The organism is Olivibacter ginsenosidimutans (genome assembly GCF_039542865.1).
Lineage (GTDB): Bacteria > Bacteroidota > Bacteroidia > Sphingobacteriales > Sphingobacteriaceae > Olivibacter > Olivibacter ginsenosidimutans.
This window is the reverse complement of the sequence record NZ_BAABIQ010000038.1, coordinates 44642-60776: the sequence shown is the minus strand read 5'-3', so window position 1 is coordinate 60776 and position 16135 is coordinate 44642. Positions and strand designations below refer to the sequence as shown.

Below are 16135 nucleotides of genomic sequence, written 5' to 3'. Positions count from 1 at the left end.
TTAATAATTAGCCATGGGCCATTAGCTTTATTCTCTTTCCGCTTTAAGCTTTCTGCATTATCGTACCGTACAAATCAAAGTCTTCTGCCCGGTTTATGTTGACCTGTACAAATCGGCCTACTGGAGCATAGTTTTTGTCTGCCGCGATGAGTACTTCATTATCCACTTCCGGAGAGTCGAATTCGGTTCGCCCTACAAAATAACCCTCCTCTATGCGATCAATAAGTACTTTATACGTTTGGCCTATTTTTTCTTGATTGATTGCATAGGAAATTCCCTGCTGGAGTTCCATTAGTTGTTCAACCCTGGATTCCTTTTCTTCTTGTGGTACATTATCTTCTAAAGAAAAGGCATGTGTCTTTTCTTCATGCGAATAAGTGAAGCAACCTAAACGATCGAAACGTGTATCTGCAACCCATTGGGTTAGCTCATCAAAATCTTGTTGTGTTTCTCCTGGATAGCCACAAATGAGTGTCGTTCTTAGGGCTATATTCGGTACACGGTCGCGGATTTCATGAACCAGATCAATCGTTTTTTGTTTGGTAATCCCTCTACGCATCGATTTAAGCATCGGATCTGAAATATGCTGTAAGGGCATGTCTAAATAATTACAGATATTACTTCGTTCCTTCATGACATCTAAAATGTCCATTGGAAATCCTGAAGGATAAGCATATTGCAACCGAATCCATTCGATTCCTTCAACATCAGAGAGATGCCGAAGCAGATCTGCCAGATTTCTTTTCCCGTAAAGATCTAAACCATAATAGGTGAGATCTTGAGCAATCAAAATCAATTCTTTGGTGCCATTTTTGGCCAATAGCTTAGCCTCCTTTATCAAATCCTCAATAGATTTGGAAATATGTTTGCCTCGCATTAGTGGGATGGCACAAAAGGAGCAAGGCCGGTTACAACCCTCGGCAATTTTGAAATAAGCATAGTGGGAAGGCGTAGTGAGCATCCGTTCGCCCAGTAGTTCATGCTTATAGTCGGCACCGACACTCGCGAGTAATTGTTGCAGGTCATTCGTGCCGAAATAGGCATCCACATTTGGAATTTCCGTCTCTAATTCTGGTTTATATCGTTCAGATAAACAGCCCGTAACAATGACTTTTTCCAACTTACCCGCTTCTTTTAACGCACTATATTGGAGAATGGTGTCAATAGATTCTTGCTTCGCGTTGTCAATGAAACCGCAGGTGTTGATGACAACGATATCGTGCGCTCCAATATTATCGGCTTCGTGTACGACATCTAGCTTATTACCACGAAGTTGTCCCATTAGTATTTCGCTGTCGTGGATATTTTTAGAGCAACCCAACGTTACCACATTGATGCGCGGTTTGGTTGGTTGCGTTAGCGTCTTTTTTGTTCTCATCCTATACTACACACCTCGTTATTTAAATAACGAATCAACAAATTCCTTTTTATTAAATAATTGCAGATCATTTATACGTTCGCCTACTCCGATATATTTAACCGGAATTTTAAATTGGTCTGATATGCCAATGACAACACCACCTTTAGCCGTTCCGTCTAATTTGGTGAGTGCTAAAGCATTTACGTCAGTAGCTTGTGTAAACTGTTTACATTGTTCAATGGCATTTTGGCCGGTAGAAGCATCCAAGACAAGTAAAATTTCGTGTGGTGCACCGGGAACAACCTTTTTCATTACATTTTTAATCTTGGTTAATTCGTTCATTAAGGCCAGTTTGTTGTGAAGTCTTCCAGCGGTATCAATGATGACCACGTCTTCCTGATTGGCTACGGCCGATTGTACGGTATCAAAGGCAACCGAGGCGGGATCAGAGCCCATTGCCTGTGCTACTACACGTACACCCACGCGTTCACCCCATAATTTGATTTGGTCTACCGCTGCGGCGCGGAAGGTATCAGCGGCTCCTAATACAACACTGTTTCCTGCTTGCTTTAATTTGTGCGCCAATTTTCCGATAGTAGTGGTCTTTCCAACACCGTTAACCCCAACCACCATAATGACATATGGTTTGTGTTGACCATATGCAAAATTTTCAAAATCATTGCTGTTATTTTCGGCGAGCAACTGTTGAATTTCATCACGCAGAATGCCGTTCAGTTCGGATGTGTTGATATACTTATCTCGCGCAACACGTTCTTCAATACGTTCGATGATTTTTAGGGTGGTGGTAACCCCAACGTCAGAGGTTACCAGCACCTCTTCCAGGTCATCAAGTACTTCTTCATCTACGGTCGATTTTCCTACAACCGCTTTCGTGATTTTACTGAAGAAACCTTCTTTTGTTTTTTCTAAGCCTTTATCTAGCGCTTCCTGCGCTTCAGGGGTCTGCTCTTTCTTTTTGAAGAAATCAAATAATCCCATAATTGTCTATATACGAGCGTCTATGTTTCAGTTGGTAAAGGTACTATTTTTCAAACTAAAATATTGTTTGTACAATATCAAGATTTGGGTATTCTAAAGTACCCTAAAAAGAAAAAGCCCTTTCCAAAGGAAAGAGCTTTTATATACCGATATGCACATTAACTATTGCGCAGCAGCGTTTTCTTCAACAATCTCTCTTGCTGCTTCAACAGCATCTTTAATATGATCGTTGTGTGCAATTAATTCTTTAAACGTATATGCACCTGTCTTGGGTGATTTTACGGCAGTAATTACTTTCGTGTAATCTTTACCTTTACCGGTTTTCAGAGTAGCAACGGTTTTCTTAGCCATTTTCTTTCTATTTTATACCCCAGATGGGGCAAGTTTATCAAAAGATTTACTTAATTTCTTTATGAACAGTTACACGTTTTAATACTGGATTGTATTTCTTTAACTCTAACCGTTCTGTTGTATTCTTTTTGTTTTTTGTGGAAATATAACGAGACATGCCCGGCATGCCACTTTCTTTATGTTCGGTACACTCTAAGATTACCTGAACTCTGTTACCTTTTTTAGCCATTGTAATATTGTCTTAATGCCGCAATTTTGCGGGATATTTTGGTGCAAACTAAACGTATCCTTTTTTAATAAACTTATTGATCACTGCCGTAATTCCATTTTTATTGATGGTTTTAATAGCAGAAGTAGATACTTTTAATGTTATCCAACGGTTTTCTTCCGGGATAAAAAACTTTTTTGTTTGAAGGTTAGGGTAAAATTTACGCTTGGTCTTAACGTTAGAATTAGAAACGTTATATCCGTTCAAAGCCGCTTTCCCTGTTAAATCACAAATTCTTGACATGACTATATGTATTCGTGTGTTGTTAAAACTTTCAGTTTCTTAAAGAGTGTGCAAATATCTGAAAATGTTTTTATTTATGCAAGTGCGTACGCGAAAATGTTCGATCAACAAGTGCGTGAGCTTAAAAAAACAAACGATGCGCGTCACTATTGCACATAAATAAGCGCCATTTAAAACCCATCTATTGATGATAAAAAAGGAAAACAACGAATATAACGATAATTTGTTGATCGTTTTTTAAGAGAAATTCAGTGGAATATAGTACCTTGCGTCGACTAAAATAAACTAAATTGTAAATCCAAAATTAACCCGATTTAAATCTCTTTTACGTTATGGCCATACATACATCTTCTGAGGCTTCCTCGAAAGGCTTATGGAAAGTTATCGGAGCTTCCTCACTAGGTACCCTTATCGAATGGTATGACTTTTATATCTTCGGAAGTCTTGCTGTCATTATTTCTACCAAATTTTTCCCTGCAGATAATCCTACAGCCGCTTTTTTATCTACGTTAGCCACTTTTGCTGCCGGATTTGTAGTGAGGCCCTTTGGTGCACTTTTTTTTGGTCGTTTGGGAGATATGATTGGTCGAAAATACACGTTCATGGTCACCTTGTTGATCATGGGACTTTCTACTGTGGCTATCGGATTAATTCCAGAATATAAAACCATCGGTTTTTTGGCGCCGGTATTGGTTTTATTGTTACGCCTGTTGCAAGGTCTAGCTCTTGGCGGTGAATATGGCGGAGCAGCAACCTACGTAGCAGAACATGCCGAACCACACCGTAAAGGCGAACGCACATCATGGATACAAACGACCGCTTCCTTTGGCTTATTTATTTCTTTGGCAGTGATCTTATTGACCAGAAAATCCATGTCTGATGAAGCTTTTGCGAATTGGGGATGGCGGGTACCTTTCTTGATTTCCATATTCATGGTTATTATCAGCTACTTTATTCGTAGAAATATGGCCGAGTCGCCTTTATTTCAGCAGGTGAAAGCAGCAGGTAAAGTTTCTACTAATCCCTTAAAAGAATCTTTTGGACACAAGTTTAATTTCAAATTTGTTCTGTTGGCGCTATTCGGTGCGGCTATGGGACAGGGTGTTGTGTTTTATACGGGGCAGTTTTATACCTTATCTTACCTACAACGAGTGTGTAACCTGGATTTTGATCAAACGAATTATATCTTGGGTATTGCTATTTTTTTAGGCACAGGTTTGTTTATTTTTTTCGGATGGCTTTCGGATAAATGGAGTAGAAAGGCTATCATGCTTATTGGTATGCTATTAGCTGTACTTACCTATAGACCTATTTATGATAAAATTTATCAACTAGCTGATGTGACAACAAAGGTGGAAATGACGGAAGATGCAAAGGTCACTCATCATCAAGAGGCCGTCTTACATGGCGACTATGGTGCCGATATGGCGCGTGTTACTACCCAGCATCGATTTTATACCGATGGAACGATGCAGGACGAAATTATACGGGAATATGTAGTTAAAAAAACGGGTGATGTAGTCCATACAGACCATACTATCGCGATTAAATTGTCCAATACGGCGATGTGGATCGTAGTTTTATTGGTGTTTTTGCAGGTGGTTTATGTTACCATGGTGTATGGGCCCATTGCTGCATTTTTAGTAGAACTATTCCCGGTAAAAATCAGGTATACTTCTATGTCTTTACCGTATCATATTGGGAATGGCATTTTCGGTGGATTAATGCCGACGGTAGCTACATATTTAGTGGCGAGAGCACAAACGGCAAATGCGTCTGCCGAAAAAGCTGGCGAGCAGTTACCTTTTGATAAACCCTACCTGGAAGGATTATGGTATCCCATTATCATTATTGGTATTAGCTTGATCATCGGTCTGGTTTATATATCCAATAAAAAGGAAAAGCAACAAGAGGATGTTCATTAAGTGAGGATTAATTTTAAGGAATTTGCATTTTTTAGCGCCTAATTATAAATAATATGATGAATTACATTAAAAGATATTTAGGAATCATTTGGATGTTACTGGCTTTGGTAGCCGGTTATTATTTGCTCGTTAGTCAGGCTATACCGCAGTTTGAAAGCGGAAAGCCAGATGATTTAGTTCCGGCCATCATTTACACCTTTGTATTGATGCCTATTATTAGCGGAGGATTATTTGTATTTGGTTGGTATGCATGGAAAGGAGAATATGACGAGGCATAATTTTTTCAATGGTACCTTTTTACTACGTTTGGCCGTGGCCATTATTCTGGTAGTGCATGGTGCAGGAGGCATGTTTAATAACGGAATAAACGATTTTGGTAATTTGTTCCTCAATCAGGTAGGTTTTGCTCCTTTTGGTGTCTTTTTGGTTTGGGTTATCAAGCTGTCTCACTTAGTTTGTGCTGTCTGTTTGCTGTTTGAAAAATATGTAAAATGGTTGGGTTGGCTGACTATTTTTATTCTCATCATGGGAATTGTTTTGGTTCATTATAAAGAAGGCTGGTTTGTGGTAGGGGGTGGAAGGAACGGAGTCGAATTTAATTTTCTGCTCATTATGGCTTTATTGACGATCATGTTCCCGCAAGGGTTAAATAAAGCGCAGTAACCATTCTCATCTACATCGTTGATAAAAAAATGGCTGAAATAAATAAAACAGTGGTTTGCAAAGCCTAACTAAGATTGCTAACTTGGGTGGCTGTTAACTAAACAACAAAACCAATGAATTTAAAAGTTAAGTCGTTTGAAGATTATAAGGAGACGTATAAAAAGAGCGTTGAAAGACCAGAAGAATTTTGGTCGGGTATAGCGGAAGAATTTAAATGGCGGAAGAAATGGGATAAGGTATTAAGCTGGGATTTCAAGGGGCCTGATGTTAAATGGTTTGAAGGGGGAAAGTTAAATATAACGGAAAATTGTTTAGATAGGCATATTGCTGAATTAGGTGACAAACCAGCCATTATTTGGGAACCAAATGATCCTAATGAAGCTTACCGTATGCTTAGTTATAAGCAATTGTTATTCAATGTCGAACAGTTTTCTAATGTATTAAAAAATAATGGAGTAGTAAAGGGCGATCGGATTTGTATCTATTTGCCCATGGTGCCGGAACTGGCTATTGCGGTATTGGCCTGCGCGCGCATTGGAGCCATCCACTCAGTGGTATTTGGCGGTTTTTCTGCTCAGTCAATAGCCGACCGGATTAAAGATGCCCAATGTAAGTTGGTTATTACAGCCGACGGCAGTTTCCGCGGTACAAAAATAATTGAACTGAAAGATATTGTTGATGATGCGCTAGGGCAATGTCCTTCCGTAGAAAAAGTTATCGTATTAACCAGAACAAGAACACCTGTTTCCATGATCAAAGGACGCGACGTATGGTGGGAAGATGAGATCAAAAAAGTGGAAACCCAAGGCAACCCACATTTTCCTGCTGAAGAGATGGATGCAGAAGACATGCTCTTCATATTATATACGTCAGGATCTACCGGAAGTCCGAAAGGTGTCGTTCATACCTGCGGAGGATATATGGTGTATACGGGCTATACATTTGCGAACACCTTTCAATACGAACAAGGCGATGTCTATTTCTGTACGGCAGATATAGGTTGGATTACAGGACACTCCTATATTGTGTATGGGCCGCTTTCACAAGGAGCAACTTCCTTGATGTTCGAGGGCATTCCGACTTATCCTGATGCAGGGCGGCTATGGGATATTGTTAAAAAGCATCAAGTAAATATTTTATATACGGCACCTACAGCCATTCGTTCATTAATGGGAGCAGGTGATGATTTCGTTGATGGAAAGGATTTTAGTTCCATTAAAACCTTGGGATCAGTTGGTGAACCGATTAACGAAGAAGCTTGGAAATGGTTTGACGAAAAGATTGGTCATGGGCAGGCACCAATCGTAGATACCTATTGGCAAACGGAAACGGGTGGATTTATTATCAGTCCGATTGCAGGAATTACACCAACCATTCCCAGTTACGCGATGTTCCCGCAGCCGGGTATACAGTTAGCCTTAATGGACGAACAGGGCAAAGAGATAGCGGGGAATAATGTAAGTGGCAATCTGTGTGTTAAATTTCCTTGGCCGGGCATGCTCCGTACAACATATGGCGATCATGAACGATGCCGGAAAACATATTTTGCAGCTTATCCGAATATGTATTTTACTGGTGATGGGTGCTTACGTGATCAGGATGGTTATTACCGTATAACCGGGCGGGTAGACGATGTGTTGAATGTCTCCGGCCATCGTATAGGAACCGCCGAAGTAGAAGATGCCATCAATAAGCATAGTGATGTGGTTGAATCAGCGGTTGTGGGTTATCCGCATGCGATTAAAGGACAAGGAATTTACGCGTTTGTCATTGCTGGCGATCATCAGAAAGATGAAGAACTCATGCGCGGAGATATCAATAAAACGGTTTCACGCATTATCGGAGCTATCGCTAAACCAGATAAAATTCAATTTGTGGATGGATTACCCAAAACCCGTTCTGGAAAAATTATGCGGCGTATTTTGCGAAAAATCGCAGAAGGCGATACCACTAATTTAGGTGATACAAGTACCCTACTTGATCCTGAAGTGGTAGAGCGCATAAAAAAAGGAGCAGAAAAGTTACGGAGTTAATCAGCCCGGATTTTTATGTAATGTTTAATCAAAAAAGAGGTCTTAGTGCCTCTTTTTTTGTTTCTCTACTCAAGCAAACATTTTTGTCTGCACGGTGTTTAACTAATACAGAAGAAAAATAAGTTATTATTTAAAAACAGAAAAATGAGCAATTTAAGTTTAAAAGGTACATGGAATCAAATTAAAGGTAAGGCAAAACAAGCTTATGCTGATTTGACTGATGATGATTTAATGTATGAAGAGGGAAAAGAAGACGAATTAGTGGGGCGTCTACAAAAGAAAACAGGTAAGACAAGAGACGAAGTGGTTGATTGGTTAAATAGCCTTTAATTTATAGGTATTTGACAAAGGGGCGCTTCAATCAGAAAATGATTGGAGCGCTTTTCTTTTTCCATGGTAAATCCATTAACTTCGCAACATGACAAAACAAAAGCCAACGATACTGGTCGTTAATGACGATGGTATTACTGCTCCTGGTATTAAAGTGTTATTAGAGGAAATGCAGCAAATCGGGAAAGTGATAGTAGTTGCACCGGATAGCCCACAATCCGGTATGGGGCATGCTATAACCATTGGTAAACCCTTACGCATTGATCCAGTAACGATTTATCCAGAGGTGGAAATGTATAAATGTTCAGGCACACCGGTAGATTGTGTGAAACTAGCGGTGAATAAAATTTTTAAGGGCAGAAAACCTGATCTTTGTGTCTCCGGAATTAATCATGGCTTAAATAATTCCATCAACGTTTTATACAGTGGTACCATGTCTGCTGCAGTAGAAGGTGCAATTGAAAGTATTCCGTCAATCGGCTTTTCTTATGACGACCATACCTTTGATGCTAACTTCGATCATTGTCGGCCTTATGTTCGGGAAATTGCTCGCCAGGTATTAAAAAATGGTATACAAGCGGGTACCTTATTGAATGTAAATTTTCCACAAGGCCAGCTAAAAGGAGCTAAAATTTGTAGACAAGCAGATGCCAAATGGGCGGAAGAATTTGACGAACGTTTGGACCCATATAATCGTCCCTATTATTGGTTAACCGGTAAATTTGTATTAAATGATCGTGGAGAAGATACGGATGTATGGGCACTTAGCCATGGTTTTGTATCCATTGTACCGGTGCAGTTTGATATGACGGCACATCACGCCATTCCGCAGTTAAATGCCTGGTCTTTTAAGTTGTAAGTAGTAATAAGTGATAAGTTTTAAGTGCATGGACAAGGTGTACACTTGCGTAAAACTTATAAGGTCTTGATACTTTAAAACGGAAAACCTATAACTTAAAACGTATAGATAAGAACATGCTCAAAAAAAACAACTTGTTTACAGGAGCGGCTCTAGGCGCTGTAGCACCGGTTATGGCCTATTGGCTAACGGAACACACCTCATTGGGAACACGATTTGTTGATAAACCGTTGTTGTTATATGTTATAGCTGCCACATTAAATTTATTGTTGGCAAGGTATTTTTACAGACGTCAAGCTGCTAAAACAGGTGGAAGCTTGATCGGCATCACCTTCGTTGGTTTGTTGCTATTATTAGTTTTTAAAGAAGGGTTTACCATTTAAATGGACATATGAACTATTATATTGTAGCTGGTGAAGCATCTGGAGATTTACATGGCGCACATTTGATCCGTGCTTTGCGTGGGATGGATGCTCATGCTCAATTCCGGATTGTAGGAGGTGATCAGATGCAACAAGCGAGTGGGGAACATGCGGTGTTACATATTGCGGATATGTCTTACATGGGGTTTGTAGAAGTACTAGTTCATATACGGAGCATTCTAAGAAATTTGAAAACGGTTAAAGCAGATTTAATAGCTTATCGTCCTGATGCATTGGTTTTAATTGACTTTCCCGGATTTAACCTCAAATTGGCTGCTTTTGCCAAACAACATGGGATTAAAGTCTTTTATTACATTTCACCGAAAGTATGGGCATGGAATACAGGGAGGGTAAAAAAAATCAAACGTATTGTTGATCATTTGTTTTGCATTCTTCCCTTCGAAGTTGATTTTTATGCTAAATGGGGTATGGAGGTCGATTATGTTGGAAACCCGCTGTTGGATGCGATTAGCCAGCATCATACGAATAAGCAATTTAAACAAAGCAACGGGTTGGACAATAAACCCCTTATCGCTTTGCTACCGGGAAGCAGAAAAATGGAAATCAGCAAGTTGCTGCCGGAAATGTCGCGGTTAGTAAAGTTGTTTCCTGGTCATCAATTCGTGATTGCTGGGGCACCAAATTTCGATAAATCCTACTATCAACACTATATACATGGGGCGGACATCCCGATCGTGTTTAATCAAACCTACGATTTATTGAAACATGCCGAAGCTGCCGTAGTGGCTAGTGGAACGGCTACGCTAGAGACCGCCTTATTACATGTGCCACAAGTAGTTGTATATAAGGCGAATGCCCTATCCATAGCAATTGGCAGGCGGGTCATAAAAGTCGCCTATATTTCATTGGTTAATTTGATTATGAACAAGGAGGTAGTAAAGGAACTTATACAGGAAGCTGCTAATTCCAATACGATTTCGAAAGAACTGGATCAATTGCTCAACAACAAGATTTATCGAGAGGAAATGCTGGCGCAGTATCAAGCGTTGCAAGAGCGAATGGGCACGCCGGGTGCATCAGAAAAAGTAGCGAGGCAACTATTGGCATATCTTAAGTAACATCATCACTCATCTAAAATACTAAATTATTTTGTTCTACATATAAACAATATTTCATTAGGCTTTTATATTTGTAAGATGGAGAAATTAAATCGCGATTTGCAACGCATCAATCCACCGACTATGGCAGATATTGTAGAGGTTCGGTTGATCGAATTTTTAAAAAAGAAAGCTTTTAAACCAGGAGATGCGCTCCCTAAAGAGCTGGAGATAGCAGAAGCGCTGGGAGTAAGTAGAAATGTAGTACGCGAAGGCTTGAGCCGGTTAAAAATGTTGGGATTGATTGAATCGCGAAAGAAACGAGGTATGGTGTTCGTCAATCCAGATATTCTTGGCACCTTTGAAAAGATTTTGGACCCCTTGATTTTAGATAGCGCGACATTGAAAGACATTTTTGAGCTACGTTTAGTGCTGGAGTTAGGGCTTAGTGAACTGCTTTACCGGAAGAAAACAGAAAAAGATATTAAAGAACTGGAAAAAATAGCTCGGAATCAAGATGTAGAAGATAATACCTTCCGTATTAAACAAGAAATTGCTTTTCATGGAAAACTCTATGAAATTACAGGTAACGATACCTTAAAACGATTCCAGAAAATGCTACTTCCTATTTTTGGATATGTTACGGCCATGGAAGATAAACCTATACGGGGAAAGATTAGCCATCTCGACTTAGTGGAAATCTTAAAACATGGTTCGAAAGAAGATTTTAATCAAGGAATGCTTGAGCATTTGAGACCCCACTTCGATCACCTCAACGAATTTTAACACTATTTTCTAGTTTCTCTGAAAAATTGGTTTTGGTATTTACATTTCTTTTTCTACATTTGTTATGTAGAACATATAAACATAAATTATAAACCAAAATCAACATGAAAAGAAGTCTCATTCAGGTGCTGCTTTTGCTGATTAGCTTAACCAATATGCTTGCTCATGCGCAGGATATTGGTTTTGTTGTTTCAGGTAAAATCACCACAAGTACTGATTTACAACCATTATCAGGTGTGAACGTTAGACTTAAAGATACTTCCATTGGCACGGTTTCAGACAAGAATGGTAGCTTTACCTTAAAAGCACCATCAGGTGAGGGTACACTGATTTTTACCTATGTTGGCTATCGTACCGTGGAAATACCTATTGACGGCAAGCATCAATTGTCTGTGTCGCTGGAAAGTGATGCGGCGGCACTGGATGAAGTGGTTGTTATTGGCTATGGTGAGCAAACTCGTTCGACCTTGACAACTTCAGTAAGCAAAGTGGATCAGAAAGAATTTGCTCATGCACCCGGGCAGAATCCGCTGTTGCAGTTGCAAGGCAAAGTGGCGGGCTTGTCTTTGCAAATTAGCAACGGGCAACCGGGGGCCAGCCCGCAGGTATTTATCCGGGGCGGGAGTTCAACGTCTCCCGAGAGCGACGCTCCGCTTATGATTGTGGATGGCCTGGTTGGTGCCATGCGTAACCTTTCGGATCTCAATCCGGATGATATCGAATCCTTACAAGTGCTGAAAGATGCGGCTTCAACTGCTATTTACGGTGCCCGGGCGGCCAATGGTGTGATCATCGTGAAAACAAAATCCGGAAAGCAGGGCAAACCCATCATTAATTTGAAGGTAACCTCCGGTTTGGAACAACTGGCTAAAGGGTACAACTTTACGAGCGCCAGGGATTATATTTATATCAGTCGACTAAACACCCAGAAATTTAATACCACGAATCCGCAGACGTTTTTGACGGGCGGAACCTATGGCATGTCTACTGGCAACCCACGAAATTCTCGGAATACACTGGAGTTTCTGGATGTTTACCTGCAAGACTACGGGCAGGATTATGTGGCCGATCTGATCGAGCATCAGGGATGGGAAACGATGGTGGATCCGGTAACGGGTAAACAGTTGATTTTTAAGGAAACCAATTATCAGGACATGACTTTCCAGAACGGCAATTCCATGCAATATGACCTGAATATGAGCGGTGGAACGGACAAAGCAAATTATTACATCGGATTGGGCCATGTCAATCAGGATGGTGTTGTAACGGGTACTTCGTATAAGAATTACAGCGCACTGTTCAATGGTACTTATGCCTTGAGTGATAAGGTGAGTGTGCATACGAATATGTCTTACCAGCTGCGCACCAGCAACGCGCCATGGAATTACCAAAACGTGCTTGCCCGGTCTATTTCCATGCCATTTACGTATCGGGATTACTATGAAGACGGACTGCCGGCACCGGGAGAAGGGGTTGCGAGTTTCAGGAGCAGGCAGTATGAGATTTATTATAAGGAAAAATACAATGATATTAAGGTGCATCGGACGACAATCGGACTGGGTTTGGATTATAACATCCTTCCGGGCTTGAAATTTTCGCCGAGCTTCTATTGGAATACAACGGAGGGGATTGAAAACTATTTTGAAGCATACAACGAAACGAATAAGAATAGAAATGCTTCGGCGGTACACGAGCAGTATCGGAAGATTCAGGCCGATGGGCTCTTGACCTATGATAAACGGATTGCTGAACGTCACCATATTAATGCCTTGCTGGGGGCGAGTTATATCAATGATGCCGAATACCATATGAGTGGCAGCGGATATAATGCAGCAACAGATTACATTCCTACATTGAATGCCACTGCACCGGAAACGCAACGCATTAGCACCACAAAAGGTACTGATGTGATCATGAGTTATTTTGGGCGGGTAGATTATGATCTCGATGCCAAGTATATGCTCTCGGCAAGCTTTCGTGTGGATGGATCTTCCCGTTTTGCGGAAGATCATCGATGGGGTGTTTTTCCGGGTTTTTCGGGAGGCTGGAATGTGCATCGCGAATCCTTCTGGGAGCCAATAAAACCGGTAGTGTCTTCCATGAAGATTCGGGCAAGTTGGGGACAAACGGGTAATAATGATTTATCTATTGCAGATGCACAAGGGCAGTATGCAGCAGGCTATACCTATAATGGTCAGGTCGGAATCAGCAATACGGTATTGGCCAACCGTAATTTGGTGTGGGAAACGACCACTTCCTTTGATGCGGGTATTGACTGGGGTTTTTTGGACGACCGTATCCGCTTGTCGACCGACTACTACAATAAGCTAACCAGCGATCGATTGTTTATGAAACCGCTATGGACATCGACTGGCTTCAGCTCCATCCGCAGTAATTTCGGCTCCATTCGTAACCGTGGCTTTGAAGTAGAGCTATCCGCTCAGCCCATCCGCAAGGATGCTTTTACCTGGGATATCGGATTTACTTTTGCCTTCAATCGGGCTACTGTGGTAAAAATGCCTGAAAACGGCGAGGATAAGAATAGGAGTGGGGGTAATTACGTGTGGGATATGGAAAAGCAGGACTATGTGAAGGTCGGCGGATTTGCCGAAGGGGAGCGTTTTGGTTCGCGCTATGCCTACCAGCTTATCGGTGTTTATGCAACCGACGCAGATGCAGCAAATGCTCCGGAAGACGTAGAAGCTAATGGCAGAAAGAAGGTGGGGGGCGATGCCATTTGGCTGGATAAGGATGAAAATGGGATGATTGACTACCGTGATATGGTATTCATGGGTTATATCCGTCCGGATAAGACCGGTGGTATGGTTAACACCGTCTCGTATAAAGGTTTCACCGCACGTTTTGTGGTGGATTATGCCATCGGGCATGTTATTGAGAATGCCAAACGCGCCTACGCAATAGGTAGTGCGCGCAACAATAACATGACCATTACCGATGTAATGAGTGATAAGATTTGGAATGAGCAGGGCGACATCGCCGAGATTCCACGTTATACCGTACAGAGCGATGCCGATTATAACTATCGTAACCACCTGCGCAGGCCCAATGGTTTGGGCAGTAGTTCGGGCTATGCCAGCAATAATTCGCTGTATTATTCTAAGGGTGATTTTCTGACATTCCGCGAAGTGTCGCTTTCCTACCAGTTTAAGGGAAATTGGCTGAAAAAGGTCAACTTGACCGGACTCAGCTTATCCGCAGGTGTATTCAATCTGGGATACCTGACGCATTATGATGGTCTCTCACCCGAAATTTATACGGGTAATGACCAAGGTGAATACCCAAGGCCAAGGCAATGGAATTTTAGTTTAACGGCAACTTTTTAACAGAATAATGAAGAATTTCATGAGCAAGAAGCTATTTTTAAGTGCACTCTTAAGCGTAATATTGCTAGGAGGATGCAACAGCATATTGGATGTCGAACAAGAGTCATCCATTATCGGTAATGGGTATTGGAATACCCCTGACGATGTGAAGGCCTACCTGACCGGTATTTACTTTGCCCTCCGCGATGGTTCAGGCACGGGTACCGGTGGCGTTATGAATACTACGTTTTGGCTGGAAGACCGGGGTGATTCTTTTGATATAGGACTGGAGTCGGGGGTTACCAATGCCTGGCAGCAAAACCTGAATGAAGCCAACGCACCTTCATGGTTGGATTTGTATAGTGTGATTCAGCAATGCAACATGCTATTAAAATATGCGCCAACCATTAACTACCCTGATGAATCGGAACGGAATAGAGCTATGGCGGAAACGCTGGTTATACGGGCCTATGTATACTTCACCTTGGTCCGTACATTTGGTGACGTGCCCTTGGAGCTGGAACCGACTGAGTCTGATAGTAAACCGGCTTTAGGCCGGAGCCCCGCAACGGAAGTGATGACACAGCTACTGGCTGATATCAACCAAGCAATCGATTGGTTTCCTGAAGATAATGTTGTAGATAAGTCGACGGTTTCTAAACCTGCGGCCTATGCGCTGAAAGCCGATGCTTTGCTCTGGAAAGCGAAAGTGTTGGAAGGTGGTAGTGCCGACTTGGAAGCGACGCTGATGGCGCTGGACAAGGCGACCGCAATGGTGTCGCCATTGGCTAATTATGCAGCTATTTTTGCTACCGATAATAAGCAAAATGCAGAAATTTTATGGTCTATGTACTTTGAACGGAATGAGAAATCAGACCACTATGGTAGTCGACTAAAACCCCGCAATATTTTTGTGGAATCTGCGGCAAATGCCAGTGAAATACCTTATGCAGTGAATGGCGCACGTAGTGTTTATGCGCCAAGTGCTAAGCTGCTCGCGGCATTCGACGCTTATCCGAATGATGTGCGTAAGGCGGCTTCCGTAATTACCGCGGTCTCTACCGCAGGAAATGTGATCGGTGTGTTTGACAATAAATTTCGCGGAACTGCCTATGATGATGACCGTCATTTTGATAATGATATTATCGTTTATCGTTGGGGAGGATTGATTTTAATGAAAGCGGAGGCATTGGCAGCATTGAATCGCGTACAGGAGGCTGTTGAAGCGCTTAATCTGGTGCGCGAACGCGCAGGTATCGGCAGTTATACCGGGGCAACGGATAAGACAACAGTGGAGAAAGCCATATTAGACGAGTCCTTTAAAGAATCGTATTTTGAGCTGAAACGGTGGCCGGATCTGATGCGCTTTCATGCCGGGGGTACGATAAATGTGTATGATGAGGTGCCGAATTTAAGCGGACAGACTTTACCCTTATATTTTCCAATCCCTCGGACCCAGATCGATTTGAATCCGGCATTGAAACAAACACCTGGATATAATTAAGCGGATAACAT

At 41.6% G+C, this 16135-nt stretch carries 16 protein-coding genes; 11 read left to right on the top strand and 5 right to left on the bottom strand.

Annotation, left to right across the window (positions count from 1 at the left end):
* Nucleotides 1-43: 43 nt before the first annotated feature.
* The 5 genes from rimO to rpmB form a co-directional block, all read right to left on the bottom strand.
* Nucleotides 44-1378 (bottom strand): 30S ribosomal protein S12 methylthiotransferase RimO, encoded by a 1335-nt coding sequence (gene rimO / locus ABD930_RS13830; RefSeq protein WP_345232324.1) that lies wholly within the window; start codon nucleotides 1376-1378, stop codon nucleotides 44-46.
* A gap of 18 nt (nucleotides 1379-1396) precedes the next feature.
* Entirely contained in the window at nucleotides 1397-2359 is a 963-nt protein-coding gene (gene ftsY, locus ABD930_RS13825) for a signal recognition particle-docking protein FtsY (RefSeq protein ID WP_345232323.1), read from the bottom strand.
* Between the two features lie 162 nt (nucleotides 2360-2521).
* Nucleotides 2522-2710 carry a DUF4295 domain-containing protein gene (locus ABD930_RS13820; protein WP_345232322.1) on the bottom strand — a complete coding sequence of 63 codons (189 nt, stop codon included), beginning with the start codon at nucleotides 2708-2710 and terminating at the stop codon, nucleotides 2522-2524.
* Between the two features lie 46 nt (nucleotides 2711-2756).
* A complete protein-coding gene (rpmG, locus tag ABD930_RS13815; RefSeq protein ID WP_345232321.1) occupies nucleotides 2757-2939 on the bottom strand; it encodes a 50S ribosomal protein L33 in 183 nt (60 codons plus the stop codon).
* Between the two features lie 48 nt (nucleotides 2940-2987).
* Nucleotides 2988-3221, bottom strand: coding sequence for a 50S ribosomal protein L28 (gene rpmB, locus ABD930_RS13810; RefSeq protein WP_345232320.1), 234 nt, complete (start codon nucleotides 3219-3221; stop codon nucleotides 2988-2990).
* A 332-nt stretch (nucleotides 3222-3553) separates the two neighbouring features.
* Here rpmB and ABD930_RS13805 point away from each other — a divergent pair, with 332 nt between their 5' ends.
* The 11 genes from ABD930_RS13805 (at nucleotide 3554) to ABD930_RS13755 (ending at nucleotide 16124) form a co-directional block, all read left to right on the top strand.
* A complete protein-coding gene (locus ABD930_RS13805) occupies nucleotides 3554-5146 on the top strand; it encodes an MFS transporter (RefSeq protein ID WP_345232319.1) in 1593 nt (530 codons plus the stop codon).
* A 53-nt stretch (nucleotides 5147-5199) separates the two neighbouring features.
* Complete coding sequence (locus ABD930_RS13800) at nucleotides 5200-5424, top strand: DUF6814 family protein (RefSeq protein ID WP_345232318.1); 225 nt, start codon at nucleotides 5200-5202, stop codon at nucleotides 5422-5424.
* Nucleotides 5411-5809 (top strand): DoxX family protein, encoded by a 399-nt coding sequence (locus ABD930_RS13795; protein ID WP_345232317.1) that lies wholly within the window; start codon nucleotides 5411-5413, stop codon nucleotides 5807-5809. Before ABD930_RS13800 ends, ABD930_RS13795 begins: the two co-directional genes overlap by 14 nt.
* Before the next feature lie 113 nt (nucleotides 5810-5922).
* A complete protein-coding gene (gene acs, locus ABD930_RS13790) occupies nucleotides 5923-7842 on the top strand; it encodes an acetate--CoA ligase (protein ID WP_345232316.1) in 1920 nt (639 codons plus the stop codon).
* Nucleotides 7843-7986: 144 nt separating this feature from the next.
* Nucleotides 7987-8172: a CsbD family protein gene (locus ABD930_RS13785; protein WP_345232315.1), complete on the top strand. Its 186-nt coding sequence runs from the start codon at nucleotides 7987-7989 to the stop codon at nucleotides 8170-8172.
* Nucleotides 8173-8260: 88 nt separating this feature from the next.
* Nucleotides 8261-9031: a 5'/3'-nucleotidase SurE gene (gene surE / locus ABD930_RS13780; protein ID WP_345232314.1), complete on the top strand. Its 771-nt coding sequence runs from the start codon at nucleotides 8261-8263 to the stop codon at nucleotides 9029-9031.
* A gap of 116 nt (nucleotides 9032-9147) precedes the next feature.
* Complete coding sequence (locus ABD930_RS13775; protein WP_345232313.1) at nucleotides 9148-9414, top strand: hypothetical protein; 267 nt, start codon at nucleotides 9148-9150, stop codon at nucleotides 9412-9414.
* Between the two features lie 8 nt (nucleotides 9415-9422).
* The gene (lpxB, locus tag ABD930_RS13770; RefSeq protein WP_345232312.1) at nucleotides 9423-10532 is read left to right on the top strand and encodes a lipid-A-disaccharide synthase; all 1110 of its coding nucleotides are present in this window, start codon (nucleotides 9423-9425) and stop codon (nucleotides 10530-10532) included.
* Nucleotides 10533-10610: 78 nt separating this feature from the next.
* Complete coding sequence (locus ABD930_RS13765; protein WP_345232311.1) at nucleotides 10611-11297, top strand: FadR/GntR family transcriptional regulator; 687 nt, start codon at nucleotides 10611-10613, stop codon at nucleotides 11295-11297.
* Between the two features lie 104 nt (nucleotides 11298-11401).
* Entirely contained in the window at nucleotides 11402-14641 is a 3240-nt protein-coding gene (locus ABD930_RS13760) for a SusC/RagA family TonB-linked outer membrane protein (RefSeq protein WP_345232310.1), read from the top strand.
* 19 nt (nucleotides 14642-14660) lie between these two features.
* The gene (locus ABD930_RS13755) at nucleotides 14661-16124 is read left to right on the top strand and encodes a RagB/SusD family nutrient uptake outer membrane protein (RefSeq protein ID WP_345232309.1); all 1464 of its coding nucleotides are present in this window, start codon (nucleotides 14661-14663) and stop codon (nucleotides 16122-16124) included.
* Nucleotides 16125-16135: the final 11 nt, after the last annotated feature.

Coding starts and splice junctions, on each gene's coding strand:
- lpxB (WP_345232312.1), top strand. CDS start 9,423: ATGAACTATTATATTGTAGCTGGTGAAGCATCTGGAGATTTACATGGC.
- ABD930_RS13775 (WP_345232313.1), top strand. CDS start 9,148: ATGCTCAAAAAAAACAACTTGTTTACAGGAGCGGCTCTAGGCGCTGTA.
- acs (WP_345232316.1), top strand. CDS start 5,923: ATGAATTTAAAAGTTAAGTCGTTTGAAGATTATAAGGAGACGTATAAA.
- ABD930_RS13765 (WP_345232311.1), top strand. CDS start 10,611: ATGGAGAAATTAAATCGCGATTTGCAACGCATCAATCCACCGACTATG.
- ABD930_RS13820 (WP_345232322.1), bottom strand. CDS start 2,710: ATGGCTAAGAAAACCGTTGCTACTCTGAAAACCGGTAAAGGTAAAGAT.
- ABD930_RS13795 (WP_345232317.1), top strand. CDS start 5,411: ATGACGAGGCATAATTTTTTCAATGGTACCTTTTTACTACGTTTGGCC.
- ftsY (WP_345232323.1), bottom strand. CDS start 2,359: ATGGGATTATTTGATTTCTTCAAAAAGAAAGAGCAGACCCCTGAAGCG.
- surE (WP_345232314.1), top strand. CDS start 8,261: ATGACAAAACAAAAGCCAACGATACTGGTCGTTAATGACGATGGTATT.
- ABD930_RS13760 (WP_345232310.1), top strand. CDS start 11,402: ATGAAAAGAAGTCTCATTCAGGTGCTGCTTTTGCTGATTAGCTTAACC.
- ABD930_RS13785 (WP_345232315.1), top strand. CDS start 7,987: ATGAGCAATTTAAGTTTAAAAGGTACATGGAATCAAATTAAAGGTAAG.
- ABD930_RS13805 (WP_345232319.1), top strand. CDS start 3,554: ATGGCCATACATACATCTTCTGAGGCTTCCTCGAAAGGCTTATGGAAA.
- rimO (WP_345232324.1), bottom strand. CDS start 1,378: ATGAGAACAAAAAAGACGCTAACGCAACCAACCAAACCGCGCATCAAT.
- ABD930_RS13800 (WP_345232318.1), top strand. CDS start 5,200: ATGATGAATTACATTAAAAGATATTTAGGAATCATTTGGATGTTACTG.
- rpmG (WP_345232321.1), bottom strand. CDS start 2,939: ATGGCTAAAAAAGGTAACAGAGTTCAGGTAATCTTAGAGTGTACCGAA.
- ABD930_RS13755 (WP_345232309.1), top strand. CDS start 14,661: ATGAGCAAGAAGCTATTTTTAAGTGCACTCTTAAGCGTAATATTGCTA.
- rpmB (WP_345232320.1), bottom strand. CDS start 3,221: ATGTCAAGAATTTGTGATTTAACAGGGAAAGCGGCTTTGAACGGATAT.